This is a genomic window from Thioclava sp. ES.031, assembly GCF_002563775.1.
Classification (GTDB): Bacteria; Pseudomonadota; Alphaproteobacteria; order Rhodobacterales; family Rhodobacteraceae; genus Thioclava.
Genome location: NZ_PDJO01000001.1, coordinates 94,131 through 118,048, shown reverse-complemented (window position 1 = coordinate 118,048; position 23,918 = coordinate 94,131). Strand labels below are relative to the sequence as shown.

23 protein-coding genes are annotated in these 23,918 nt (G+C 64.3%); 12 read left to right on the top strand and 11 right to left on the bottom strand.

The annotated features are described in order from the left end of the window. Positions 1 to 10 precede the first annotated feature (10 nt). The 3 genes from argJ to AXZ77_RS19695 all read left to right on the top strand — a co-directional run bounded on the left by argJ (position 11) and on the right by AXZ77_RS19695 (position 2,063). Positions 11 to 1,390, top strand: coding sequence for a bifunctional glutamate N-acetyltransferase/amino-acid acetyltransferase ArgJ (gene argJ / locus AXZ77_RS00610; RefSeq protein ID WP_098409632.1), 1,380 nt, complete (start codon positions 11 to 13; stop codon positions 1,388 to 1,390). Then, positions 1,387 to 1,785 carry an 8-oxo-dGTP diphosphatase MutT gene (gene mutT / locus AXZ77_RS00605; protein ID WP_078522238.1) on the top strand — a complete coding sequence of 133 codons (399 nt, stop codon included), beginning with the start codon at positions 1,387 to 1,389 and terminating at the stop codon, positions 1,783 to 1,785. Before argJ ends, mutT begins: the two co-directional genes overlap by 4 nt. A 149-nt stretch (positions 1,786 to 1,934) precedes the next feature. Continuing rightward, a complete protein-coding gene (locus AXZ77_RS19695; protein ID WP_093477229.1) occupies positions 1,935 to 2,063 on the top strand; it encodes a hypothetical protein in 129 nt (42 codons plus the stop codon). Between the two features lie 80 nt (positions 2,064 to 2,143). On the opposite strand, the gene infB is transcribed toward AXZ77_RS19695, so the two are convergent. From infB to pip, 6 genes are all read right to left on the bottom strand, one after another. Then, the gene (gene infB / locus AXZ77_RS00595) at positions 2,144 to 4,660 is read right to left on the bottom strand and encodes a translation initiation factor IF-2 (protein WP_098409631.1); all 2,517 of its coding nucleotides are present in this window, start codon (positions 4,658 to 4,660) and stop codon (positions 2,144 to 2,146) included. After that, positions 4,657 to 5,286: an RNA-binding protein gene (locus AXZ77_RS00590; RefSeq protein ID WP_098409630.1), complete on the bottom strand. Its 630-nt coding sequence runs from the start codon at positions 5,284 to 5,286 to the stop codon at positions 4,657 to 4,659. Before AXZ77_RS00590 ends, infB begins: the two co-directional genes overlap by 4 nt. A gap of 29 nt (positions 5,287 to 5,315) precedes the next feature. Beyond that, complete coding sequence (nusA, locus tag AXZ77_RS00585) at positions 5,316 to 6,935, bottom strand: transcription termination factor NusA (RefSeq protein ID WP_098409629.1); 1,620 nt, start codon at positions 6,933 to 6,935, stop codon at positions 5,316 to 5,318. Between the two features lies 1 nt (position 6,936). Beyond that, positions 6,937 to 7,518 (bottom strand): ribosome maturation factor RimP, encoded by a 582-nt coding sequence (rimP, locus tag AXZ77_RS00580; RefSeq protein WP_098409628.1) that lies wholly within the window; start codon positions 7,516 to 7,518, stop codon positions 6,937 to 6,939. A gap of 139 nt (positions 7,519 to 7,657) precedes the next feature. Next, entirely contained in the window at positions 7,658 to 8,125 is a 468-nt protein-coding gene (locus AXZ77_RS00575) for a TspO/MBR family protein (RefSeq protein ID WP_098409627.1), read from the bottom strand. A gap of 29 nt (positions 8,126 to 8,154) precedes the next feature. Continuing rightward, a complete protein-coding gene (gene pip / locus AXZ77_RS00570; protein ID WP_098409626.1) occupies positions 8,155 to 9,126 on the bottom strand; it encodes a prolyl aminopeptidase in 972 nt (323 codons plus the stop codon). Between the two features lie 67 nt (positions 9,127 to 9,193). Between pip and ubiG the strand changes: the two genes are divergently transcribed. Next, complete coding sequence (gene ubiG, locus AXZ77_RS00565; RefSeq protein WP_098409625.1) at positions 9,194 to 9,937, top strand: bifunctional 2-polyprenyl-6-hydroxyphenol methylase/3-demethylubiquinol 3-O-methyltransferase UbiG; 744 nt, start codon at positions 9,194 to 9,196, stop codon at positions 9,935 to 9,937. 177 nt (positions 9,938 to 10,114) lie between these two features. Here the strand turns inward: ubiG and mog are convergent, their stop codons facing one another. From mog to AXZ77_RS19215, 3 genes are all read right to left on the bottom strand, one after another. Continuing rightward, entirely contained in the window at positions 10,115 to 10,651 is a 537-nt protein-coding gene (gene mog / locus AXZ77_RS00560; protein ID WP_098409624.1) for a molybdopterin adenylyltransferase, read from the bottom strand. Further along, positions 10,648 to 11,877, bottom strand: a complete 1,230-nt coding sequence (locus AXZ77_RS00555; RefSeq protein WP_098409623.1) for an argininosuccinate synthase — start codon at positions 11,875 to 11,877, stop codon at positions 10,648 to 10,650. Before AXZ77_RS00555 ends, mog begins: the two co-directional genes overlap by 4 nt. Positions 11,878 to 11,982: 105 nt before the next feature. Continuing rightward, on the bottom strand, positions 11,983 to 13,077 hold the full coding sequence (locus AXZ77_RS19215; protein ID WP_141536197.1) for a hypothetical protein: 1,095 nt from the start codon (positions 13,075 to 13,077) through the stop codon (positions 11,983 to 11,985). Positions 13,078 to 13,301: 224 nt separating this feature from the next. Between AXZ77_RS19215 and AXZ77_RS00545 the strand changes: the two genes are divergently transcribed. Together AXZ77_RS00545 and ilvA are read left to right on the top strand one after the other, a co-directional pair. Beyond that, the gene (locus AXZ77_RS00545) at positions 13,302 to 14,105 is read left to right on the top strand and encodes a hypothetical protein (protein WP_098409622.1); all 804 of its coding nucleotides are present in this window, start codon (positions 13,302 to 13,304) and stop codon (positions 14,103 to 14,105) included. A 38-nt stretch (positions 14,106 to 14,143) separates the two neighbouring features. Then, on the top strand, positions 14,144 to 15,391 hold the full coding sequence (gene ilvA / locus AXZ77_RS00540; protein WP_098409621.1) for a threonine ammonia-lyase IlvA: 1,248 nt from the start codon (positions 14,144 to 14,146) through the stop codon (positions 15,389 to 15,391). A gap of 204 nt (positions 15,392 to 15,595) precedes the next feature. Here ilvA and AXZ77_RS00535 read toward each other — a convergent pair whose 3' ends face one another. Continuing rightward, on the bottom strand, positions 15,596 to 15,925 hold the full coding sequence (locus tag AXZ77_RS00535; protein ID WP_078541587.1) for a histidine kinase: 330 nt from the start codon (positions 15,923 to 15,925) through the stop codon (positions 15,596 to 15,598). 141 nt (positions 15,926 to 16,066) lie between these two features. On the opposite strand from AXZ77_RS00535, the gene AXZ77_RS00530 reads away from it, so the two are divergent. Then, entirely contained in the window at positions 16,067 to 17,386 is a 1,320-nt protein-coding gene (locus AXZ77_RS00530) for a PP2C family protein-serine/threonine phosphatase (RefSeq protein ID WP_369679762.1), read from the top strand. Positions 17,387 to 17,441: 55 nt separating this feature from the next. On the opposite strand, the gene AXZ77_RS00525 is transcribed toward AXZ77_RS00530, so the two are convergent. Beyond that, positions 17,442 to 17,882: an NUDIX domain-containing protein gene (locus AXZ77_RS00525; RefSeq protein WP_078550942.1), complete on the bottom strand. Its 441-nt coding sequence runs from the start codon at positions 17,880 to 17,882 to the stop codon at positions 17,442 to 17,444. 97 nt (positions 17,883 to 17,979) lie between these two features. Here AXZ77_RS00525 and AXZ77_RS00520 point away from each other — a divergent pair, with 97 nt between their 5' ends. Genes AXZ77_RS00520 through AXZ77_RS00500 form a run of 5 tightly spaced genes read left to right on the top strand, consistent with a single transcriptional unit; the run spans position 17,980 to position 23,860 of the window. Continuing rightward, entirely contained in the window at positions 17,980 to 19,008 is a 1,029-nt protein-coding gene (locus AXZ77_RS00520; RefSeq protein WP_098409620.1) for an Hsp33 family molecular chaperone HslO, read from the top strand. Continuing rightward, positions 19,001 to 19,594: a CoA pyrophosphatase gene (locus AXZ77_RS00515; protein WP_078550944.1), complete on the top strand. Its 594-nt coding sequence runs from the start codon at positions 19,001 to 19,003 to the stop codon at positions 19,592 to 19,594. The genes AXZ77_RS00520 and AXZ77_RS00515 overlap by 8 nt, the downstream gene beginning before the upstream one ends. Further along, positions 19,591 to 20,730: a CCA tRNA nucleotidyltransferase gene (locus AXZ77_RS00510; RefSeq protein WP_098409619.1), complete on the top strand. Its 1,140-nt coding sequence runs from the start codon at positions 19,591 to 19,593 to the stop codon at positions 20,728 to 20,730. Before AXZ77_RS00515 ends, AXZ77_RS00510 begins: the two co-directional genes overlap by 4 nt. 43 nt (positions 20,731 to 20,773) lie before the next feature. Further along, positions 20,774 to 22,600 (top strand): ABC transporter ATP-binding protein, encoded by a 1,827-nt coding sequence (locus tag AXZ77_RS00505; RefSeq protein ID WP_098409618.1) that lies wholly within the window; start codon positions 20,774 to 20,776, stop codon positions 22,598 to 22,600. A gap of 39 nt (positions 22,601 to 22,639) precedes the next feature. Beyond that, positions 22,640 to 23,860 (top strand): class I SAM-dependent RNA methyltransferase, encoded by a 1,221-nt coding sequence (locus AXZ77_RS00500; RefSeq protein WP_098409617.1) that lies wholly within the window; start codon positions 22,640 to 22,642, stop codon positions 23,858 to 23,860. The last annotated feature ends 58 nt before the right edge of the window (positions 23,861 to 23,918 follow it).

The following is a 23,918-nucleotide window of genomic DNA, read 5'->3' as shown; positions in this document are numbered from 1 at the left end:
GGCGGGCGCGATGGCGAAGAAAAAGTTGAAGGACACCAAGGAGCTGAAGGCCAAGGTCAAGAAGCTCCGCGCCAAGGTCAAGGCGCTGAAGTCCGACCTTTCCGCCGCGCCCGCCCCTGCCGCTTCTGCGGCGCAGACAGAGGCGAAATCGGTGACGATTTCGCCGCTCGCCCCCGCGAAATTTCCCGATCTTCCGGAAATCGCGGGGGTCGAATTCGCCTCCGCCGCGGCGGGGGTCAAATATGCCGGCCGCACCGATGTGATGCTGGCGCGTGTCGCGCCGGGATCGTCGATCGCGGGCGTTTTCACCACCTCGTCCACCCGCGCGGCCTGCGTTCTCGACTGTCAGGACAAGCTCGCGATGCGCGCGCCTGCCGAGACGGGTGCCGCGATCATCGTCAACTCCGGCAACGCCAACGCCTTCACCGGGAAAAGCGGTCAGGAGAGCGTCGACAAGGTGACCGGTGCGGTCGCTCAGGCGCTCGACATGCCGATCAGCCGCGTGTTCTCGTCCTCCACCGGCGTCATTGGCGAGCCGCTTCCCCATGACAAGATCGTCGCGGTGATCGACGGCCTGACGCAGCGCCTCTCCCCTGCCGGGATCGAGGATGCCGCGCGCGCGATCATGACGACCGATACCTATCCCAAAGGCGCCTTTGCCGAAGTTCAGGGCGAAGGCGGCAAGATCAAGATCGCCGGGATCGCGAAAGGCTCGGGGATGATCGCGCCGAATATGGCGACGATGCTGGTCTATATCTTCACCGATGCGAAAATAACGCCGGCGCGGTTGCAGAAGATGCTGTCGCGGCAGGTGGAGGATACGTTCAACGCGATCACCGTGGACAGCGACACCTCGACCTCGGATGCGCTGATCGTCGCGGCGACCGGGAAATCCGACGCCGCCGAGATCGCCGATCTGCGCTCGGAGCCTGCGAAGGCGTTCGAGGCCGGGCTGCGCGAGGTGATGATGGATCTCGCGCATCAGGTCGTCAAAGACGGTGAAGGGGCCACGAAGTTCGTCGAGATCCGCGTGACGCGGGCGCGCTCGAACGAGGACGCGCATAAGATCGCGATGTCGATTGCGAACTCGCCGCTGGTGAAGACCGCGATTGCGGGCGAGGACGCGAATTGGGGCCGCGTAGTCGCGGCTGTCGGCAAGTCCGGGGCCGAGGCCGATCGCGACAAGCTGAAGATTTCCTTCGGCGACATGGTCGTGGCCGAGAAGGGCTGGCGCGTGCCGGATTACTCCGAGGAGGCCGCGAGCGCCTATATGAAGAATGATGAACTCGTGATCGGCGTCGATCTCGGGCTCGGTCGCGCCTCGAAATCGGTCTGGACCTGCGATCTGACCCACCGCTACATCGACATTAACGCGGATTATCGTTCGTGAAGATGGTTCTGGTCTCCGCCGTCGCCCTGATCGACGCCGACGGGCGCGTGCTTCTGGCACAGCGCCCCGAGGGCAAGTCGATGGCAGGTCTGTGGGAGTTTCCCGGCGGCAAGGTAGAGGCGGGCGAGACGCCCGAGGCCGCACTGATCCGCGAGCTGGACGAGGAGCTGGGCATCCAGACCCATCAGAGCTGCCTCGCACCTCTGACCTTCGCCAGCCACGCCTATGACGACTTCCACCTGCTGATGCCGCTGTTCGCCTGCCGGAAGTGGGAGGGGATCGTCAGCCCGCAAGAGGGGCAGACCCTCGCCTGGGCGCGGGCGCGCGATCTGCGCGACTACGAGATGCCGCCGGCGGATATCCCCCTGATCCCGATCCTGCGCGATTGGCTCTGACTGGGGTTAATCTCTGATCGAGGTTACCGCGCGATTAACCTTCGTGACCTTTTCTCCCAACTCTCGCGTCTAACGCGGCGGGCTCCCCGTATCCATTTGCCGTTCCTTAACGCCTTGCGCTTCTAATGAGCGCTCAAGGGAGGAACCTCATGCTCAGAACCATTCAGATCGGCAGCAGCGTCTTCGTTCAGGGAGTTTACGAACGGACGCTGGATTGCGGGCGCATCCTCGTGCGTGTCGGCGATGCGCTCTTTGCCGGGCATCCCGTCAATCGCTGACGCAGCCGAATGACAGCCACAGATGCAAAACGGGGGCCCGAAGGCCCCCGTTTCTATATTCGTAACTCGGTCCCGAAGGATCAGAGCGTCCGCTCGACCTCTTCGCGCTCGAAGATCTCGATGACATCGCCGGGGCGGATATCGTCGTATCTTTCGAAGGCCATGCCGCACTCCTGACCGGAGGGCACTTCCTTGACCTCGTCCTTGAAGCGCTTGAGCGTCTTCAGCGTGCCTTCGTGGATCACCACGTTGTCGCGCAGCAGGCGGACGCCAGCCGAACGACGGGCCACGCCCTCGGTGACGATACAACCCGCGACCTTGCCGACGCCGGTGACCTTGAACACTTCCTTGATCTCGGCATAGCCGATGAAGTGCTCGCGGATCTCGGCCGACAGGAGGCCCGAAGCGGCGGCTTTGATGTCGTCCACCAGATCGTAGATGATCGAGTAGTAGCGGATCTCGACGCCCTTCTGGTTCGCGGCGTTGCGCGCAGGCGCATTGGCACGAACGTTGAAGCCGATGACCGGCGCGTTGGACGCCTCGGCCAGCGTGATGTCGGATTCGGTGATTGCACCGACGCCCGAATGCAGCACGCGCACGCGCACCTCTTCGTTGCCGACCTTCTCGAGCGCCTGAACGATCGCTTCCGCCGAACCCTGCACGTCGGCCTTCACCAGCACGGGCAGTTCGGTGACGCTTTCGTCGGCCTTGGCTTTCGCCATCAGCTGTTCCAGCGTCGTCGCGGCACCGGCAGCGGCGCGTTTGTCCTTGGCGGCCTGCTCGCGGTATTCGGCGATCTCGCGGGCCTGCGCCTCGGTCTCGACGACGTTGAGAACGTCGCCCGCCTCGGGCGTGCCGTTGATGCCGAGCACCTCGACCGGAACCGACGGACCGGCCTCATCGACGCGGTCGCCCTTGTCGTTGATCAGCGCGCGGACCTTACCCCACTGCTCGCCGACGACGAAGATGTCGCCTTTGCGCAGCGTGCCGTTCTGCACCAGAACCGTCGCGACCGGGCCACGGCCCACGTCGAGCTTGGCTTCGATCACCGCACCTTGCGCGGCGCGATCGGGGTTGGCCTTGAGTTCGAGCAGTTCGGCCTGAAGCGCGATGGCTTCGAGCAGCTGATCGAGACCCTTGCCGGTCTTGGCCGACACTTCCACGTCCTGCACGTCACCCGACATCTCTTCGACGACGACTTCGTGCTGCAGAAGCTCGGTGCGGACCTTCTGGGCGTTCGCATCTGGCTTGTCGCACTTGTTGATCGCAACGATCATCGGAACGCCAGCGGCCTTCGAGTGATTGATCGCTTCGATGGTCTGCGGCATCACCGAGTCATCGGCCGCCACGACGAGCACCACGATATCGGTGACATTGGCACCGCGTGCGCGCATCGAGGTAAAGGCCGCGTGGCCGGGCGTGTCCAGGAAGGACAGGGTTGCCCCGCTCTCGGTCTGCACCTGATAGGCGCCGATATGCTGCGTGATCCCGCCAGCCTCGCCGGAGACGACGTTCGCCTTGCGGATCGCGTCGAGCAGCGAGGTCTTGCCGTGGTCGACGTGACCCATGATCGTGACGATCGGCGGACGCGGCTGAAGATCTTCTTCCTTGTCGTCGACCTGATCGATGACCTGTTCGACATCCGCATCCGAGACGCGCACGGAGCGGTGACCGAATTCCTCAATCACGAGTTCCGCGGTGTCGGCGTCGAGCGTCTGGTTCGCGGTGACCATCATGCCCATCTTCATGAGCGTTTTGACCACGTCGGCCGCGCGCTCCGCCATACGGTTGGCGAGTTCCGACACGATGATCGTCTCGGGAAGCTGCACTTCGCGCGACTGCTTTTCAGCACGCTGCGAGCCGCCCATCGCCTTCTGACGGGCCTTCTCCTGCTTGCGCTTCATCGCAGCAAGCGAACGCTGGCGGCCTTCGCCACCCGAAAGCGCATCGCTCAGCGAGAGCTTGCCCGAACGGCGGTTGCCGCGGTCGTTGCCCTTGTTGTTGCGATCGTTGCGCGTATCACGCTCACGATCCGTCTTGCGCGGACCCGAAGCGGACACACCCTTGGTCTCGGCGCGGGCGGCAGCAACCTCCACGGCAGCCTGATCGACCGGCGCATCTTTCTTCGGTCCGCCCTTGCGGATCTCTTCTTTCTTCTTGTCGCGAAGTTCGGCCTCGCGCTTCTTGCGCTCGTCCTCTTCAGCCTTGGCCTTCAGGGCCGCTTCGCGTTCACGCTCCTCGCGCTCCTTGGCCTCAGCCTCGGCGCGACGACGCTCGCGCTCTTCTTCGCGGGCTTTTTCCTCGGCCTCGCGGGCGGCGGCCTCTTCGACCTCACGCGCCTTCGCGGCCTGAAGCGCCTTCAGGCGACGCTCCATTTCGGCGTCGGAAATCCCGGCGGGGCGCTTCGACGGATCGCCAAGGGAAGGCTTGTTGCCCCCTCCCTTACCAGCGCCTGCCGCCGGTTTGTTCAGCACCCGCTTCTTGCCTTTCGTCTCGACCACGACGTTCTTCGTGCGCCCGTGCGAGAAGCTTTGCTTCACCTGCCCGGGGCGCCCGCCGCCCAGTCCGAGAGTCTTTTTGCCGTCCGTATCGCTCATGCCGTCTTCGTATCCTTCATGGCGGTCTTGCCGCCGTCCTGCTTGCGTACGCCCGCAAGCCTCGATGCGTCTTCAATTACGCGCCGGGTGAGGCCACCGGCTGCAAGCGCGCCGTGTATCGCACGATCGCGGCCGAATGCCAAACCCAATTCCTGAGAGGTGAGGCAGCCGAACCAGCGCCCGCCTTCGGGCGTCCAAAGCTTACCCTTGCCCCTGTCCGAGCCGTCGCTTGCCTGTAGCAGCACTTTCGCGCGCCCCTCGGCCAGCCAGCCCTTGACCTTTTCGAAGCCGACAACCGCTTTGCCGGCCTTCCGCTCCAGAGAAATAAGCTCCACAACGCGAGAGGCAAGGGCCTGTTCCACCAATTCCACCAGATTTTCTGGGGTTTTGGCTGCCTGCTTCGCTGCGCGGGCGAACAATCCCTTTTTCATCGCCGTCTCGATGACGCCGCGTTCGGAGGTGACCCAGATTCCGCGGCCGGGCAGTTTGCCTGCCACGTCCGGGTAGATCATCCCATCGGGTCCGAGCACGAAGCGGACAAGCCCCGCCTTCGGCTGAACATCGCCGGTGACGATGCAGCGCCGTTCGGGGTCGTCGTTGGTTTTCGGCTTTCCGCCGCGACTCATCTAAGCTCCTCTCCGGTCGGGACCGAGGCTTACGCCTCGGCCTCCTCCTCGGTTTCCTCTTCGCCTTCGTCTTCCGCGTCGCTTTCCAGCTCGGACGGGTCGACCCAGCCCAGCTGAATACGCGCGGTCATGATCAGGTTCTGCGCCTCTTCAAGGCTCACGTCGAATTTCTCGAGCAGACCGTCATCCTTCACGCGCTGACCGTCGACCGTGGTCCAGCCACCGGCCAGCTCCCAGTCGGCGCAGGTCGCGAAATCTTCCAGCGTCTTGACGTCGTCTTTCGCGAGCGCCTCGATCATCTGCGGGGTCAGGCCTTCGAAGTCGAACAGCGACTGCTCGACGCCCATTTCCTTCGCCGCTTCCAGCGCCTTGCGGTTCTGCTCTTCGATCACGTCGCGGGCACGGGCCTGCAGTTCGCCTGCGGTGTCCTCGTCCACGCCTTCGATCGACAGCAGTTCGTCCATCTCGACATAGGCCACTTCCTCGAGCGAGGTGAAGCCCTCCGCCACGAGGAGCTGCGCGAAGAACTCGTCGAGGTCCAGCGCGTCGACGAACAGCTTGGTGCGCTCGGCGAACTCGGCCTGACGGCGTGCCGATTCCTCGGCTTCGGTCAGGATGTCGATGTCGAGACCGGTCAGCTGCGAGGCCAGACGCACGTTCTGACCGCGACGGCCGATGGCGAGCGACAGTTGCTCGTCCGGGACCACGACTTCGATCTTCTGCGCTTCCTCGTCGATCACCACTTTCGACACTTCGGCCGGCTGCAGCGCGTTCACGAGGAAGGTCGCCTGATCTTCGTTCCACGGGATGATGTCGATCTTCTCGCCCTGAAGCTCGCCGACGACAGCCTGCACGCGCGAACCGCGCATACCGACACAGGCACCGACCGGGTCGATCGAGTTGTCATAGGAGATGACGCCGATCTTCGCGCGCGAACCGGGATCGCGGGCCACGGCCTTGATCTCGATGATGCCGTCGTAGATTTCCGGCACTTCCATCTTGAACAGTTCGGCCATGAATTCCGGCGCGGTGCGGCTGAGGAAGATCTGCGGGCCACGGGTCTCGCGGCGCACGTCTTTCACATAGGCACGGATGCGGTCATTCGGGCGATAGCTCTCGCGGCCGATCTTTTCGTTGCGGCGCAGGATCGCTTCGCCACGGCCCACATCGACGATGATGTTGCCGTATTCCTCGCGCTTGACGGTGCCGTTGATGATCGTGCCGACGCGGTCCTTGAACTCTTCGTACTGGCGATCACGCTCGGCTTCGCGGACCTTCTGCAGGATGACCTGCTTGGCCGATTGCGCGGCGATACGGCCCAGATCGACCGGCGGCACCTCGTCGACGATCTGATCGCCGACCGAGGGGTTTTCGAGATACTGCTTCGCCTGCTCAACGGTCAGCTCGGCCTGATAGTTCTCCAGCTCTTCGTCTTCGACGACGGTACGCACACGGGTGAAGGTCGCCTTGCCGGTCTTGCGATCGATCGAGACACGGATGTCCATCTCCGCGCCGTAACGCGACTTCGCTGCGCGCGCGAGGCTCTCTTCCATCGCCTGGATCACCAGATCAGGGTCGATCATCTTTTCGCGCGCCACCGCCTCGGCGGTCTGCAGAAGCTCAAGCTGGTTGGCTGCCGTGATGGCCATCTCAGTTCTCCTCCTCGGGGGAATCGTCAATCTCGTCAAATTCAGCTTCGTCGACGCTTTCGGTCGCCTTCTTCTGGCGCAGCATCTCGTCGATCAGCTCATCGGTCAGCACCAGCTTCGCATCCGCGAGCCAGTCGAACTGGAGGCCGATCACGACGTCTTCGCCGTTCTCGTCCAGCTCGATCAGGACTTCCGACCCTTCGGTGCCGCGCAGGATACCCTTGAAGCGCTTGCGCCCGTCGATCTGCTCGGAAGTCTCGATCTTCGCCTCGTAGCCTTCCCAGATGTCGAAATCCTTGAAGCGTGTCAGCGGACGGTCGATGCCGGGCGACGACACTTCCAGCGTATACTTGTCCTCGATCGGGTCTTCCACATCGAGAGCCGCGGACACGGCGGTCGAGATCGCGGCGCAATCGTCCACGACGATACCGCCATCGGGACGGTCTGCCATGATCTGAAGCGTGGCCGTCTTGCCGCCCTGCAGCCGCAGCCGCACGAGCTCGAAGCCCAGCCCCTCGATCACGGGGGCCACGATCTCGGCCAGACGCCGGTCGATGGCGGTCTTGGCGATCAGGTCGGTCATGTCTCTCTTTCCGATCCTACAAAAACAAAAAACGGGCCGTTGCGGCCCGTCACACGTTTCCGGTGGGCGTCAGGTTTGGACCCCGGCGCGCCGCTGTTGATGGCGATATAGTCCTGTATTGCAGATTCCGCAAGGGGAATCAGCCGCGCGCACCCGCTCCGGGGTTGTCGCGCCAGACGCGGAAGTTCAGCGCGCCCGCCAATGTCAGCCAAACGAGATAGGGGAAGACCAGCAATCCGGCCAGCATATCGAGCCGCAGGAAGGCCAGCATCATCGCCGCGACGGCGACCCACAGACAGATCAGGACAAGGAGCCCGAGCCACAGCCGATGCGCCCCGAAGAAGACCGGCGTCCAGAGCGTGTTCAGCGCGATCTGCACCGCGAAGAGGGCGAGCGCGATCTGGCTGCCCGCCTCGGGGGCGATGCGTGCCGCAGCATAGGCGACCGAGACGTAGAGATAGGTCCAGGCGACCGGGAAGACCCAGTTGGGCGGCGTGAAGCCGGGCTTCTTCAACCCGACATACCATTCGCCCGGCTTGAAGATGATGCCCGTCGCAGCGGCGGCCGCGGAGGCCACGAGAAACAGCAGGAAATAGGTAAGCGTCATGGCGGCCTCGATCGAAATCTTTCGCTAGATCAGGATCTAAGCTCATCCATCGCGCGGACAAGCCCGGCGGTGATCCCCGGCTCGGAAAGCGCATGCCCCGCCATCGGCACCAGCTGCAGCTTCGCCATCGCCCAGCCCTGCGCCAGCCGATAGGCCGAGGTCGGCGGGCAGATCATATCGAGCCGCCCCTGCACGATGGTCGTCGGGATATGCTCGATCTTGTGACGGTCGCGCAGGATCTGTTCGTCCTCTTCGAGGAAGGCCGCGTTCTGGAAATAGTGGTTCTCGAGCCGGGCGAAGGCGCGGGCGTAATCGGGCGAGGCTTCGCCGGGCGGCCCGTCATAGCGCACCGAGGCCAGCGCGTTTTCCCACATCGCCCAGTGCCGCGCATAGCGCGCCTCGGCCATGTAGTCGCCCGAGAACAGCCGCTTGTGATAGGCCCCGATCAGATCGTGCTGCTCGTCTTCCGGAATCGGACGCCGGAAATTCGCCCAGAGGTCGGGATAGAAATTCCCCGCGCCGCCGCCATAGAACCAGTTGAGCTCGGCCTGCGTCGCAAGGAAGACGCCGCGCAGAATCAGATTCGTCGCCCTGTCGGGATGCGCCTGCGCGTAAAGCAGCGCCAGCGTCGCCCCCCAGCTCCCCCCGAACACCATCCAGCTGTCGATGCCGAGCGTCCGGCGGATCTGCTCCATATCCGCGATCAGATGCCAGGTCGTATTATCCGCGACGCTGGCATGCGGGCGCGACAGACCGCAGCCGCGCTGATCGAACAGGATGACCCGATAATGCTGCGGATCGAAGAATCGCCGCATCGTGGGCGAACAGCCGCCCCCCGGCCCGCCATGGCAGACCACGACCGGCTGCCCCTCGGGGTGACCCGATTGCTCGACGTAAAGGATATGGCCATCGCCCACGTCGATCCGGCGCTGATCGAAAGGCTCGATCGGCGGATAAAGATGGGCGCCCGATGCGCGCTTTTGCCCTGCAGTTCTGTCCATGTCTGGACTATATAGAGCAAAAGGCGCGCCCGCCATGGGCTGCCCTAAAATCAATGCGAGGAGAGCAATGGCAGATCCGGCAAACAGCATCGACCCGTCCGAAGTCGCCAAATTCGAGGCGATGGCCGCCGAATGGTGGGACCCGAACGGCAAGTTCAAACCGCTGCACATGCTCAACCCCTGCCGGCTCGATTACATCACCAAGCAGATCGCCACGCAGTTCGGCCGCGACCTGAAAGCGCCGCGCCCGTTCGAGGGGCTGCGCCTGCTGGATATCGGCTGCGGCGGCGGGCTTCTGTCCGAACCGATGGCGCGGCTTGGCGCCGAGGTCGTGGGCGCGGATGCGGCGGAAGGGAATATCCCCGTGGCGCGGCTGCATGCCGAACAGTCGGGGCTCGAGATCGATTACCGCCATTGCGCGGCGGAAGATCTGGCCACGAACGGCGAGCAGTTCGACGTCGTCCTCGCGCTGGAGATCATCGAACATGTCGCCGACCCGCAGGGCTTCGTGAACACGATCCAGAGCCTGATGAAACCGGGCGGGCTGATGATCTGCTCGACGCTGAACCGCAATCCGAAAAGCTACATGGTCGCGATCATCGGCGCCGAACGGGTGATGCGCTGGCTCCCAGTGGGCACGCATGAATGGTCGAAATTCGTCACGCCCGACGAGCTCTACGAGTTGTCGCGCAACGCCGGCCTCGACCCGGTCGACCGCCGCGGCATGGTGTTCAATCCGCTGAGCTGGACCTGGTCGCTCTCGGCGCGCGATCTTTCGGTGAATTACGCCATCGCAGCGGTGAAGCGGTAAGGGGCGCTGCCCCTCTTCGCTTGCGCGAATTCACCCCGGGATATTTCCGCCAATACGAAGAGAGGCGATTTTCGCCTTGGGTCAAATATCCCGGGGGAGTCTCTGAAAGAGACGGGGGCAGCGCCCCCTTCTCGACCGTTGATTGTCGCCATACGGCGACGGGGGCAGCGCCCCCTCTTACTTTTTCTTCGGACGGAAGGCTTCGATCCGAGCCGGATCGGTCTCGATATAGCCCGCGCCGATCAGGTCGAGGCAATAGGGCACGGCGGCGAAGACCGCATCGAGACAGGTCGCGATGGCCGAGGGCTTGCCCGGCACCATGATGATCAGCGATTTGCCCGCGATGCCCGCCGACTGGCGCGACAGGATGGCGGTCGGCACTTCGAGAAGCGACGCGCGGCGCATTTCTTCGCCGAAGCCCGCCAGTTCCTTCTCGATCACGTCGAAGCAGCCCTCGGGCGTCTCGTCGCGCGGCGCGGGGCCGGTGCCGCCGGTGATCAGAATCAGATCGGCTTCGGCCGCGACCAGTTCGCGGAGTTTCGCCGCGACCGACTCGCGCCCATCGGGGATGATGTGACGCTCGATCTCCAGCGGCGAGGTGACCACGCCGCGCAGGTAGTCTTCGCAGCCCGGACCGCCCTTGTCCTCGTATTCGCCCCGCGACGCGCGGTCGGAGACGGTGACGATGGCGGCCTTGGGCTGCGAAAAGCTCATTTCTTCACTCGCGCGTTGCGGGTTGCGATCAGTTTCAGGCGCAGCGCGTTGAGCTGGATGAAGCCCGCCGCGTCTTTCTGATCGTAGGCACCTGCGTCTTCCTCGAAGGTCACATGGGCCTCGGAATAGAGCGAGTAATCCGACCAGCGCGCCACGGTGCGGGCCGCGCCCTTGAAGAGCATCAGCTTCACCGTGCCGGTGACATATTCCTGCGTCTTGTCGATCAGCGCCTGCAGCGCCTCGCGCTCAGGGCTGAACCAGAAGCCGTTATAGATCAGCTCGGCATAGCGCGGCATGATCGAATCCTTCAGGTGGCCCGCGCCGCTATCGAGCGTAATCTGCTCGATGCCACGGTGCGCTTCCAGCAGGATCGTGCCGCCGGGGGTCTCGTAGACGCCGCGCGACTTCATGCCGACGAAACGGTTTTCGACGAAATCGAGACGACCGATGCCGTGGGTCTTGCCGTATTCGTTGAGCTTGGTGAGGATCGTCGCCGGGCTCATCGCCTCGCCGTTGATCGACACGGCGTCGCCCTTCTCGAACCCGATCTCGATATATTCGGGCTCGTTCGGGGCCTGCGTGATCGGATCGTCGGTGCGCTGATAGACGTAATCGGGCGCCATGTCGGCCGGATCTTCCAGCACCTTGCCCTCGGACGAAGTGTGCAGAAGGTTCGCATCGACCGAGAACGGCGCTTCGCCGCGCTTGTCCTTGGCGATCGGGATCTGGTTCGCCTCGGCGAATTCCAGAAGTTTGGTGCGCGAGGACAGGTCCCATTCGCGCCACGGCGCGATCACCTTGATCGACGGGTCGAGCGCATAGGCGGACAGCTCGAAGCGGACCTGATCGTTGCCCTTGCCGGTCGCGCCATGCGCCACCGCATCGGCGCCGTGCTGATGCGCGATCTCGACGAGATGCTTGGAGATCAGCGGGCGCGCGATCGACGTGCCCAGCAGATACAGCCCCTCATAGACCGCATTGGCGCGGAACATCGGGAAGACGAAATCGCGGACGAATTCCTCGCGCGCGTCGAGAATGTGGATATTCTCCGGCTTGATGCCGAGCATCTCGGCCTTGCGGCGCGCCGGTTCCAGCTCTTCACCCTGACCGAGATCGGCGGTGTAGGTGATGACCTCGCAGCCGTATTCGGTCTGCAGCCATTTCAGGATGATCGAGGTATCGAGGCCGCCCGAATAGGCAAGCACGACTTTCTTGGGCGCGGACATGCGGCATCTCCCGGTTTTCTTGTTCCGCGACGGAATAGAAGCTTTTTTTCCAATGAACAAGGGCCGCCCCGAAGGACGGCCCTTTCGAAAGCGCTCTGCGCGAGATCAGCTCTCGGTGGACGGGTCCACGAGCGGATCGGTCGTGGTGTCCCCGGTCGAGGCGAGATCGCCATCGACGGTCGTCCCGTCGCCGGTCGTTCCGTCACCGCTCGCCACATCGCCCTCCGCAGGTGCCTCTGCGGTCGCGGTTTCCGGCGGGGGCAGATCGAGCAGCTCGTGCAGATAAGCGAGCGCCTCGGGCGAAAGCTCACGCCCGTTCGATGCGGCGAGAAGCGCGTCGTTTTCTTCCGTCGCGGCATTGGCGATCTCGGCTTCCATATCGGTGACCGCCTGCTGGGCAGCGGCCAGATCGGCCTCATAGGTCGTCGCTGCGGCCTTCTCGTCCTCCAGCGTCGTGACCGCTTCGTCATAGCCCTCGGCTTCGGGATCGAGCGCGTCGATATCGGCTTGGATCGCGTCCACGCTGCGGACATCCTGCGCTTCCAGCGCCGCGACAGCGTCCTGCGCGTCCGTCAGGTTCTGCTGGGCCTCAGCCGCAGCCAGCACCGTGTCGCGATAGGTCGCAATCCGGCCCACCTGGCTGTTCGGCGAAGCGTTGGCGAGCGCGGTCGCGCTGGCATGGGCCGCGTTCAGGCCCTTCAGCTCGGAAGCCAAGGCGCCGTGATTGCGCAGCTCACCCTCGCTCACGCTCGGTTTGCCGTTCGGACGCGGCGACTCGTTCACCGCGAATTCGGTCGGAGTGGTCGAGCGCGTCTTGGTCGCGGTGGTCCCGCGCGACGCCGTTTTCACAGTGGCACGGTTCGTGTGCTGCTTCTTCTGCAGCTTGCCGGAGAAGAGATTGTCGAGGAATTTCGCAGGGCCGCCGCCATGGGTTGCCGCTTTGCCGGAATTGCCCGGGCTCGTCGGACGCCCGGCCGATGCGGATTTGCCTGCCGCGCCGGACTTGCCGCCCGCGTTGCCGCCGCCATGGCCACCGCCATTACCGCCGCCGTTGCCACCACCGTTTCCACCGCCATTGCCGCCGCCGTTGCCGTTCTTGGCAAACGCGGCATCCGCGCCGGTGAAATGGCTGGTCGCCACCGGGGCGACGACGAAGCTTGCCGCGACAAGGGCGACGATCGAAGTTTTTCTCAGGCTCATTCGGCCCTCCTCTTTTAATGCTCGCGACACGGTTTCACCACGATTAGCCCCGAAAGTGGGCAGAAAAACGGCAGACTTTGCAAAATGCGCAGAGTTTCGCTCAATGCGCCGCCCCTTCGGCGCGGACTTGCTCTTTTTCGCCCCTATCACACGGAGAATTCACCGAAGGCGCGCAGAACGTGCTTTGACTGCGGTGAGATCTAACCCCAACGGTGAATTATTAAATGACATTCTTTGGGGGCAAAGTGATGAATGTATTGGGGGTTTTCGGACACTCGTTCCGGCAGGTCTTTGGAAATTGGGGGCAGACCCTTCGGATCTCGGCGCTTCTTCTCTTGATCATGATCATCGGGCAGCAATGGCTTATCGAGAGCGTGATGCAGGCCGGAGCATCGCAACACCAGAGTCTCGAAGAATCACTGTTCATTTTGGTTTTCAACACGTTCATCCTGCCGATCCCGATGATCATCGCGGCAGTGAACTGGCACAGGTTCATCCTTCTCGGCGAGCGCGTCGGCTGGCTGCCGCGGATTCATCTGCGCCGCGACGTGAGCTATTTCTGGCGTGGAATAGTGATCACGCTCTGTGCCATGGCAATCATGGTCCTAGGAGCCGCGATTGTTTTTCTTTTCGCCCTCGCGGCGCAGGAAATCATTCCGAACCAGGCCGCTGAAACCGTTCTACTTGCCGTGGTGGGGCTGGCATTCTTCATTGTCGTGTATGCCTTCATGCTCCGTCTCGGAGTATCACTGCCCGGGGCCGCGATCGGCGGCGCCACGATCCGCGACAGTTGGCGCGCGACTCGCGGCCAGTGGCGTGGCTTCGCTTTGCTCACTCTGCTGGCATTTCTCGTGGTACTCCCTTTCTTTGCGGTGAGCATGCTTTCGATGCTGGCGCCACATGATCTCGCGGATGATATGGTCGTGGTCGCACTCAAGCTGCTTTTCGCTGTGCCCACCGTGATGCTGCTGCTGTCGATCCTAACGACGCTCTACGGTCATTTTGTCGAGCAACGCGCCCTCGTCTGAGCTTGCCAAAGCGGGCGGCGCGCGTCACATCTGGCGGTATGAGTGAGTTCGCCCTTTCCGCCCAAGCCGCCACCCGCGCGCTGCGTGCGCTCTTCGAGCCGACGCCGCTGCAACTCAATGCCCATCTGTCGAAACGCTTCGACGCCGAGGTCTGGCTGAAGCGCGAGGACCTGACGCCGGTGCGCTCCTACAAGATCCGGGGCGCTTTTACCGCGATGCGCAAATTGCGCGAGCGCGATCCGTCGGCGGCGCATTTCGTCTGCGCGAGCGCCGGGAACCACGCGCAGGGCGTGGCCTTCGCCTGTCGGCATTTCGGGGTGAAGGGGACGATCTTCATGCCGGTGACGACGCCGCAGCAGAAGATCGACAAGACCAAGACCTTCGGCGGAGATGCGGTCGAGATCGTTCTCACCGGCGATTATTTCGACGACACGCTGGCGTCGGCGCAAGAGTTTTGCCGCGAGGCCGGGGCGCATTTCCTCGCGCCTTTCGACGATCCGGATGTGATCGAGGGGCAGGCGTCGGTCGGGGTTGAGATCCTCGACCAGTTGGGCGGCGCGCCGGATATGGTGATCCTGCCCGTGGGCGGCGGCGGTTTGGCCGCGGGCGTCACCGGTTATCTGCGCGCGACCGCCCCCGACACGGAATTTCGCTTCGTCGAGCCTTTGGGCGGCGCGAGCCTGACCGCTGCGGTCAAGGCGCATGAGCCCGTGACGATCTCGCAGGTGAACAGTTTCGTCGATGGAGCCGCGGTTGCCCGGATCGGCGCGCGCCCCTTCGCGGAGCTTGGTTGGGTCACGCCCGAGCAAGTTCATCTCGCGCCGGAGGATCGCATCTGCATCACGATGCTTGAGATGCTGAACGTCGAGGGCGTCGTGCTGGAGCCCGCCGGCGCGATGTCGATCGACATCCTGCCCGAACTGGCCGAGACGATCCGCGGCAAGCGCGTGGTCTGCGTGACTTCGGGCGGCAATTTCGACTTCGAACGGCTGCCAGAGGTGCGCGAGCGCGCCCAGCGCTATTCCGGCTTGAAGAAGTATTTCATCCTCCGCCTGCCCCAGCGCCCCGGCGCCCTGAAGGATTTCCTGCAGATGCTTGGCCCTGACGACGATATCGCGCGCTTCGAGTATCTGAAGAAATCGGCGCGGAATTTCGGCTCGGTCCTGATCGGGATCGAAACGAAACGCGCCGAGAACTTCACAGAACTCTTCGCGAAGCTCGACGCCGAGGGCTTCGTCTGGCGCGACATCACCGAAGACGAAACCTTGGCTGAGTTTCTTATCTGAGGCCTTCATTTCGATAGAGCGGCCGCCAGACGGACGAAACAAACCGGTCCTTCGCCGTTTTTGCACTGTGGAGCCTTCTCAACTCCTGCGCTCACGGCCCGCGATAGGCACGCGAGTTCCCAAAATATGACCGCACCCGCGCCCAACGGGTGCAACTTCGTGCAATATGTGCTCGGCGCAGCTCAATCTGCTCAGCACCTCGCGCTATGCCGCCGGAGTAAACTCCGATAGCCGCCCCATGAACTGCGTTTTGGACAGGCTATAGGTCTCGCGGATCGCGCTCAGATCGACCTCCACGGCGCGTCCGGCCGCGGCCATTCGTTCTCCCTGCTGACAGGCTCCGCCGAAATCGCGGAACCCGAGATTCCAGGCGGACCCTTTCAAGAAGTGCAAATCTTCTTCGACCCGGTCGGGACGCCCGCCAAGCCCCATCACCACGGCCTCGACCTCGTCGAGAAAAAGGTCCACGACTTCGGCAAAGCCATCGGCGCCAATTTCCGAGCGCAACTCCTGCACCCGTTCCCAATCAATCATTACGCCCTCCAGGCCACTCGTTCCGACTCCACCCGAGACTGACCGTAGCGTCGCACCCTTTCGATTTTCTTAACGTCTGATCAGGGCTGGTTTTCACCGAATCTTAGGGAGTTTGCGGTTTCGTGAGGGCAGAGGTTTCGGATGATGCAGATGGTGCAAAGACAAGAGGCCCCCGCAGATGCGGGCCGACGACCATTGGCGGGCGCTGCGCGGCACGTTCTCGTCGTGGACGACAGCCGCATGCAGCGCCGTATCCTCTCGGCGCAGTTGTCCCGCTCCGGCTATCAGGTGAGCGAAGCAGAAAGCGCAGAAGAGGCGATCGCGATCTGCGCCCAATGCGAGCCCGATATCGTGATCTCGGATTGGATGATGGCGGGGATGAGCGGTCCTGAATTCTGCCACGTCTTCCGGGGCTTACCGAGACGAAGCTACGGGTATTTCATCCTCTTGACCTCCAAGGCCGAGAAGACGGACGTCACGCGCGGATTGGAAAGCGGCGCCGACGATTTCCTGTCGAAACCGGTCAATGGCGCAGAACTTCGGGCGCGCCTGAGCGCGGGCGCCCGCATCCTGACCATGCAGGAGGAGTTGAGCGAAAAGAACCGCCTGTTACGCGAGGCGCAGGAGGTGATCGACCGCGACCTGCAAGAGGCGCGGAAACTGCAGCAAAGCCTCGTGCGGACACGACACGCGCGGTTCGAAGCGGCGGATGTCTCGCTGCTCTTGCGGCCCGCAGGCCATGTCGGCGGCGACCTCGTCGGGTTCTTTCCGATCAATGAGCGCCGGGTGGGCCTATACGGCATCGACGTGTCGGGGCATGGCATCACCTCGGCCCTGATGATGGCGCGGATCGCGGGCTATTTCTCCGGCACCACCCCCAGCCAGAACCTCGCGATTTACCGCAACGCACAGGGCGAATTGCGCGGACGACGCCCGGCGGAGCTCGCGCAGCGCCTCAACGATCTCGTGCTGAGCGAGATGAGCACCGAGAGCTATTTCACCCTTATCTACGCCGATGTCGATCTGCGCACCGGCAAGGCGGAGTTGGTTCAGGCGGGCCACCCCTACCCGGTCCTGCAACGGCGCAACGGCACGGTGGAGTTTTTCGGCGAGGGCGGGCTGCCTATCGGCCTGATCGAAGGCGCCGAATACGAGACGCTCACGGTTCAACTGACCCCGGGCGATCGGCTGGTGCTGGTCTCGGACGGGATTACCGAAGCCAGCGACCGCAGCGGCGAGATGATCGATCAAACCCGGCTGGCCCGGATGCTTCGCAAATTTTCCCAGATGCCGGGGCCCGGGCTTCTGGATGCGCTCTATTGGGCCACCGAGGAATTCGCGGAGGGCGAGATCGGGGATGATGTCTCGGCTGGCGTTTTGGAATTTCACGGCCCCGGCAGCACCGAGCGACGTTCGGAGGGTGCGTCAGACTGCAGAGACCATCCCCGCGGAGAGACTTGAGAGGAGAACGCACCAGTTCAGCTACATCTTAGGCGAACGAAACGCCCGCGCCTTTTCAGCGACGGACGAACCGTTGGAAAAACGCGCGCTCGCCTTCATTCGCTAGCAGTTCGAGCGCTTCTTCGGGATCGGCCCAATGCGCCGTGTGGTGCGGCTCTGGCGGCAGACCGCGCTTCAACACCGGGCGCGCGAGCCAGACGGAGCAAAGCTTTTCCGCCCAGAACTCGTATTCGGGCATATAGGTGAAACGCCGATAGGCCCCGAGGCGGCGCAGCCCCGTAATCGCCCAGCCGGTCTCCTCGAAGACCTCGCGATGCAGCGCCTCGATCGGCCCCTCGCCCGGATCGATCCCGCCGCCGGGCAATTGAAACTCCGGTATGGGATGCGCCTGATGGGTCAGCAGCACCCGCCCGTCGCGGATCAGGATCGCGTAGGCACCGGGGCGCAAACGATACTGCTGACCGGATTTCACCCGCTCTCCAAACCTCGCGATCATGTGCTCTCCCTTGGGTCTGCGGTTGCCGCGCCTATATTGGGGCTGTATGGCAGGCTCCGCGCTGCCCGAAAACCCCTCTGAGCCCCTCAGGAGCACCATGTCCAAGCTATCCCAAATCGCATGGGACGATACAGTTCTGCCGTTTCAGCTCGACCGCTCTGACATCCGCGGCCGGGTTGCCCGCCTCGACGGCGTGCTCGACACCGTCCTGTCGCAACATGATTACCCCCGCGCGGTCGAAATGCTGGTGGCCGAAGCCGCCCTTCTGACCGCGCTGATCGGCCAGACCGTCAAACTGCGCTGGAAACTGTCGCTGCAAATCCGCGGCAACGGCCCGATCCGCATCATCGCCACCGATTACTACGCCCCCGAGAAGGAGGGCGCGCCGGCCCGCATCCGCGCATGGGCGAGCTTCGATGACGAGAAGCTCGATCCCAAGGCCGACCCGTTCGAACAGATCGGGCAGGGCTATTTCGCGATCCTGATCGACCAGGGCAAAGGCACGACCCCCTATCAGGGCATCACGCCGCTGTCCGAAGGCTCGCTGCGCGCCTGCGCCGAGGCCTATTTCGCGCAGTCCGAACAGCTGCCCACGCGGTTCTCGCTGTCCTTCGGGCGCTCGATCCTGCCCGGACAGGGCGAAAGCTGGCGTGCGGGCGGCGTGATGCTGCAGCATATGCCTCCGGCCTCGCCCTTCGTCGCTCAGGAAGGCTCGGGCGATCAGGGTCTGCTGACCGCCGACGACATTCTCGAAGGCGAGGAAGGCGAGAACTGGGCCCGCGCCAATATCCTGCTCGACACGGTCGAGGATATGGAGCTAATCGGTCCGACCGTGCAGCCGACCGAGTTGCTGGTGCGCCTGTTCCACGAGGAAGCGCCGCGCGTCTTCGATCCGCAGCGGGTCGAGTTCGGCTGCACCTGTTCTGCCGATCGTGTGCGTCAGTCGCTCTCGATCTACTCGGCGCGCGACATCGCGCATATGACCACCGATGAGGGCACGGTCACCGCGGACTGCCAGTTCTGCGGCGCGCATTACATTTTCGATCCGCTGACGCTCGGCTTCGAGGCGCAGAAGAACCCCGACGGATCGCTGCGCGAAGCGGGAGACGAGGGAACGAATGAGTGATCCTCTCGCCCCGGTTCTCGACGCCTTGGCGCGACCGGGGCGGCCCTCTTCGGATTACGATCTGAACCCGGAAGTGATCCTGCCCGAGGGCCGCAAGCTGCGGCCTGCGGGCGTTCTCGTCGCCTTCGACACCTTCGGGCCGGAGCCGCGCCTGCATCTGACGAAGCGCAGCTCGCATCTGCGCCATCACCCCGGCCAGATCGCCTTTCCCGGCGGCAAGGTCGATCCAGATGACGAAGGCCCGGTCGGCGCGGCTCTGCGCGAGGCGCAGGAAGAGATCGGCCTGCCCCATGCCCATGTCGAGGTGCTGGGCACGCTCGATCCGCATGAGACCGTGACGTCCTTTCTGGTAACGCCGGTGCTGGCCCGCATTCACACGCCCTTCGAGGTCATCCCCGAAGCGGGCGAGGTGGCCGAGGCGTTCACCGTGCCGCTCTCGCATATCACGCCCGGGAATTTCCGCGTCGAATCGCGCCGCTGGCGCGGCTCCCGGCGCAGCTATTTCGTGGCGCCTTACGGGCCCTATTACATCTGGGGCGCCACCGCGCGTATATTGCGCTCATTGGCGGACCGGATGGCGGAATGAAACTGACCGGAGACTGGATCGAGGCAGAGCCGACCCAACGCGTGCTGAAGATGCTCGAAGAGGGCGGGCATCAGGCGCTTCTGGTGGGCGGCTGCGTGCGCAACAGCGCCTTGGGCGCGCCGGTCAACGATATCGACATCGCCAGCGACGCGCGCCCCGAGCGGGTGATCGAACTTGCGAAGGCGGCCGGGCTGAAGCCGGTGCCGACCGGGGTCGATCACGGCACGGTCACGGTCGTCGCGGAGGGGCATCCGCATGAGGTCACCACCTTCCGCCGCGATGTGGAGACGCATGGGCGGCATGCCACAGTCGCGTTTTCCGACGATATCGCGGAGGACGCGGCGCGGCGCGATTTCACGATGAACGCGCTCTATGCCCGCTCGGACGGCACGGTTCTCGACCCGCTGGGCACAGGGCTGGAGGATCTGGCGGCGCATCATGTGCGCTTCGTCGGCGAGGCGGAGGAGCGGATCCGCGAGGACTACCTGCGCATCCTGCGCTTCTTCCGGTTCACCGCATGGTACGGGCACGACCTCGACCCTGACGGGTTGGCCGCCTGCGCCGAGAATATCGCCGGAATAGAGACGCTTTCGCGCGAGCGCCTCGGCGGCGAGATGCGCAAACTGCTGGCCGCGCCCGATCCCGTGCACGCAGTGGCGGCGATGGCGCAATGCGGGGTCCTCACGGCCGTGCTGCCCGGCGCGGATGCGACCGCGCTCGGACCGCTCGTCCATCTCGAGGGTCGCCCCGCCGATCCGATCCGCAGGCTGGCGGCGATTGGCGGCGAAGACGTCGCCGAGCGTCTACGCCTGTCTAAGAAGGACACAAGGCAGCTCGAGGCCCTGCGCGCCTCGCTGTCCGACAGTGATGACGCGGCGGTCCTTGGATATCGGCTCGGGGCCGAGACCGGGGCCGATGCGCTTCTTCTGCGCCATGCGCTGATGGGGCAGGAAATGCCGGAAGGCTGGCAAAACAGGGTCTATTTCGGCGCAAAACAGCAATTTCCGGTGCAAGCGCGAGACCTGATGCCCCGCTATGAAGGCAAGGCATTGGGAGAGACGCTGAAGACGCTCGAGGCACGCTGGATCGCCTCTGGATTCACGCTGACGCGCGAGGATCTGCTCGCCGCGCTTTGATCCGCGCCGCAACCGCCTATATCGGGAGAGGAAAGAGAGACTCATGTTCGATCCCTTCTCCCCCGCCGAAGGCGCCCCGCCGCGCCAGCTCGGTGCCTTCTTCCGCTGGTGCCTCAAGGGCAGCTGGGGCGCGATTGCCGTGGCCAGCTTTGGCACGACCATCGCCGGCGTGATGGAGGTCGTCTCCGCCTGGCTTCTGGGTCAGGTGATCGACGCGGCGCTGAACAGCGAACGCGCCGCGGTGATCGGGGCGAATCTCGGGCTTCTCGTCCTGTTCGTCGCGTTCTTCCTGCTGATCCGCCCCCTGACTTTCGGCATCAGCTCCGCCACCAACAACCTGCTGATCAGCCCCAACGTCATGCCCTTGGTACTCTCGCGGCTGCATCGCTGGACGATGGGCCAGTCGGTCACCTTCTTCGACAACGACTTTGCCGGGCGCATCGCGCAAAAGCAGATGCAGACCGCGCGCGCCGTCACCGATACCGTCACCGAGATCATCAATACCGGCCTCTTCGCGCTGGCCTCGATCGTCGGCTCGCTGATCGTTCTGGCCCAGATCGACCGCTGGGGGGCGGTGGGCCTCGTGTTCTGGACCTTCGGGCTCTACCTGATCATCCGCCTCTTCCTGCCCCATATCCGCGGACGCTCGCGCGAGCGGGCCTCGGCGCGGGCGATGGTGACGGGGCAGGTCGTCGACACGGTCACGAATATCAAGACGGTGAAGCTGTTCGCCCATGCCGAGCACGAGGATCGCGCGGCGCTGGAGGCAATGCAGAAGTTCCGCGAGAAGACCTATTCCTTCGGCATGATCCAGAGCCTCTATCGGGTGGTGCAGATGGCCTATGCCGGGCTCGTTCCTGTGATGCTGGTGGGCGGCGCGATCTGGCTCTGGTCGCAGGGCGAGGCGACCGCGGGGGCCATCGCCACCTCGGGCGCCATCGCGATCCGGCTGTCGCAAATGTCGGGCTGGGTGAGCCAGGCGCTGATGTCCGTCTGGACCCATATCGGCGAGGCCGAGGACGGGATGCGGACGCTCGCGCATATGCATGACCTGACCGACGCGCCCGACGCACGCACGCTGCGCAACGTCGAAGGCGAGATCCAGTTCGACAATATCGATTTCGCCTATGGCCGTCGCAGCGGCGGGATTGCGGATATCAATCTGACCATCGCGGATGGCGAGCGGATCGGGATCGTCGGGGCCTCGGGCGCGGGGAAATCGACGCTCGTGGCGCTGCTGCTGAGGCTCTATGATCCCGAAAAAGGGTCTATTCTGATCGACGGGCAGGACATTCGCGAGGTCACGCAGGAAAGCCTGCGCCGCAACATCGCGATGGTCACGCAGGAGACCGCGATGTTCAATCGCTCGGCGCGGGAGAACATCCTTTACGGCAAGCCCGACGCCACGGACGAGGAGATGATCGCGGCGGCCAAGCAGGCCGAAGCCGACGACTTCATCCGCGGCCTCGCCGATCACGAAGGCAATCGCGGCTATGACGCCAAGCTGGGCGAGCGTGGGGTGAAGCTGTCGGGCGGCCAGCGCCAGCGGATCGCCCTTGCGCGCGCCTTCCTGAAAAACGCGCCGATCCTTGTGCTGGACGAGGCGACCTCGGCGCTCGACTCGGAAGTCGAGGCGCAAATTCAAACCGCGCTGCACCGGGTCATGGCGGGCAAGACCGTGCTGGCGATCGCCCACCGCCTCAGCACCATCGCCGAGATGGACCGGATCGTCGTGCTGGAGGAAGGCCGGATCGTCGAGCAGGGCAGCCATGACGAGCTGCTGGCGATGAACGGGCTCTACGCGCGCTACTGGGCACGCCAGTCCGGCGGTTTCCTGACCTGCGATGACGCGGAGGATGCGGCGGAATAGGGTCTTTTCTGACCCGCGCCGCGCAGCTAGAGAAGGCGCATGACCTACGAAATCGAGCGACTGTCCCTGCATGCCGACGGCGTGACCCATGGCCCCGAGGGGACCGTGCATGTCGCCATGGCGCTTCCCGGTGAAGTGGTCGAGGGCGAGGTGGTCGACGGCCGCATCGCGCAGCCGAAGATCGTGAAGCCTTCGCCCGACCGCGTCAAAGCGCCCTGCCCGCATTACCGCTCCTGCGGGGCCTGTTCGATGCAGCACGCGTCGGAGGCGTTCACCGCCGAGTGGAAGATGGACGTAGTGCGTCAGGCGCTGGCCGCGCGCAACCTGCCCCAGCCGGAGATGAGCATCGCGACCTCGCCGCTCAATTCGCGCCGGCGGGCGACGCTTTCGGGACGGCGCACCAAGAAGGGCACGCTGGTCGGGTTTCACGCCCGCGCCTCGGACACGGTCGTCGAGATCCCGCACTGCCTGATCCTGCGGCCCGAACTGCTGGCCGCGATCCCGATGCTGCATGAGGCGACCGCGATTGCAGGCTCGCGCAAAGGCGAAATCGCCTTCACCCTGACCCTGTCGGAGGCCGGGCTGGAACTGGCGGCACAGGGCGGAAAAGACCCTGATACGGCCCAATTCGAGGCTTTGTCGGGTCTGGCGCGCAGCCACGATCTCGCCCGGCTCAGCTGGAACGGGCAGGTCATCGCGGGCCGCCGCCCGGCGATCCAGCAATTCGGCAAGGCCAAGGTCGTGCCGCCGCCGGGCGCGTTTCTGCAAGCGACCCATCACGGCGAAGCGGTGCTGACCGCCTTCGCCAAAGCGGCGATTGGCAATGCGAAAAAGGTGGCCGATCTGTTCGCCGGTTGCGGCACCTTCTCGCTGCCGCTGGCCGAACTGGCCGAGGTCCACGCGGTCGAGGGGGTCGCGGCGATGACCGAGGCGCTCGATCAGGGCTGGCGTCAGTCGCAGGGCCTGCACCGGGTCTCCACCGAGGCGCGCGATCTGTTCCGCCGTCCGCTTCTGCCCGACGAGCTGGCGAAGTTCGACGCGGTGGTGATCGACCCGCCGCGGGCAGGCGCGCAGGCGCAGATCGCCGAGATCGCGGCGTCGAAGCTCAAGCGGCTGGTGCATGTCTCCTGCAACCCGGTCACCTTCGCGCGCGACGCCGAGACGCTGATCGCGGCGGGCTTCACGCTCGACAAGCTGCTGGTGGTGGATCAGTTCCGGTTTTCCGCTCATGTGGAGCTTGCGGCCCTTTTCACCCGCTAGATGCGACGCCGAAAATCGGATAGAAAGACTGCAAAACAGCAGTCTCCGAATACAGGCC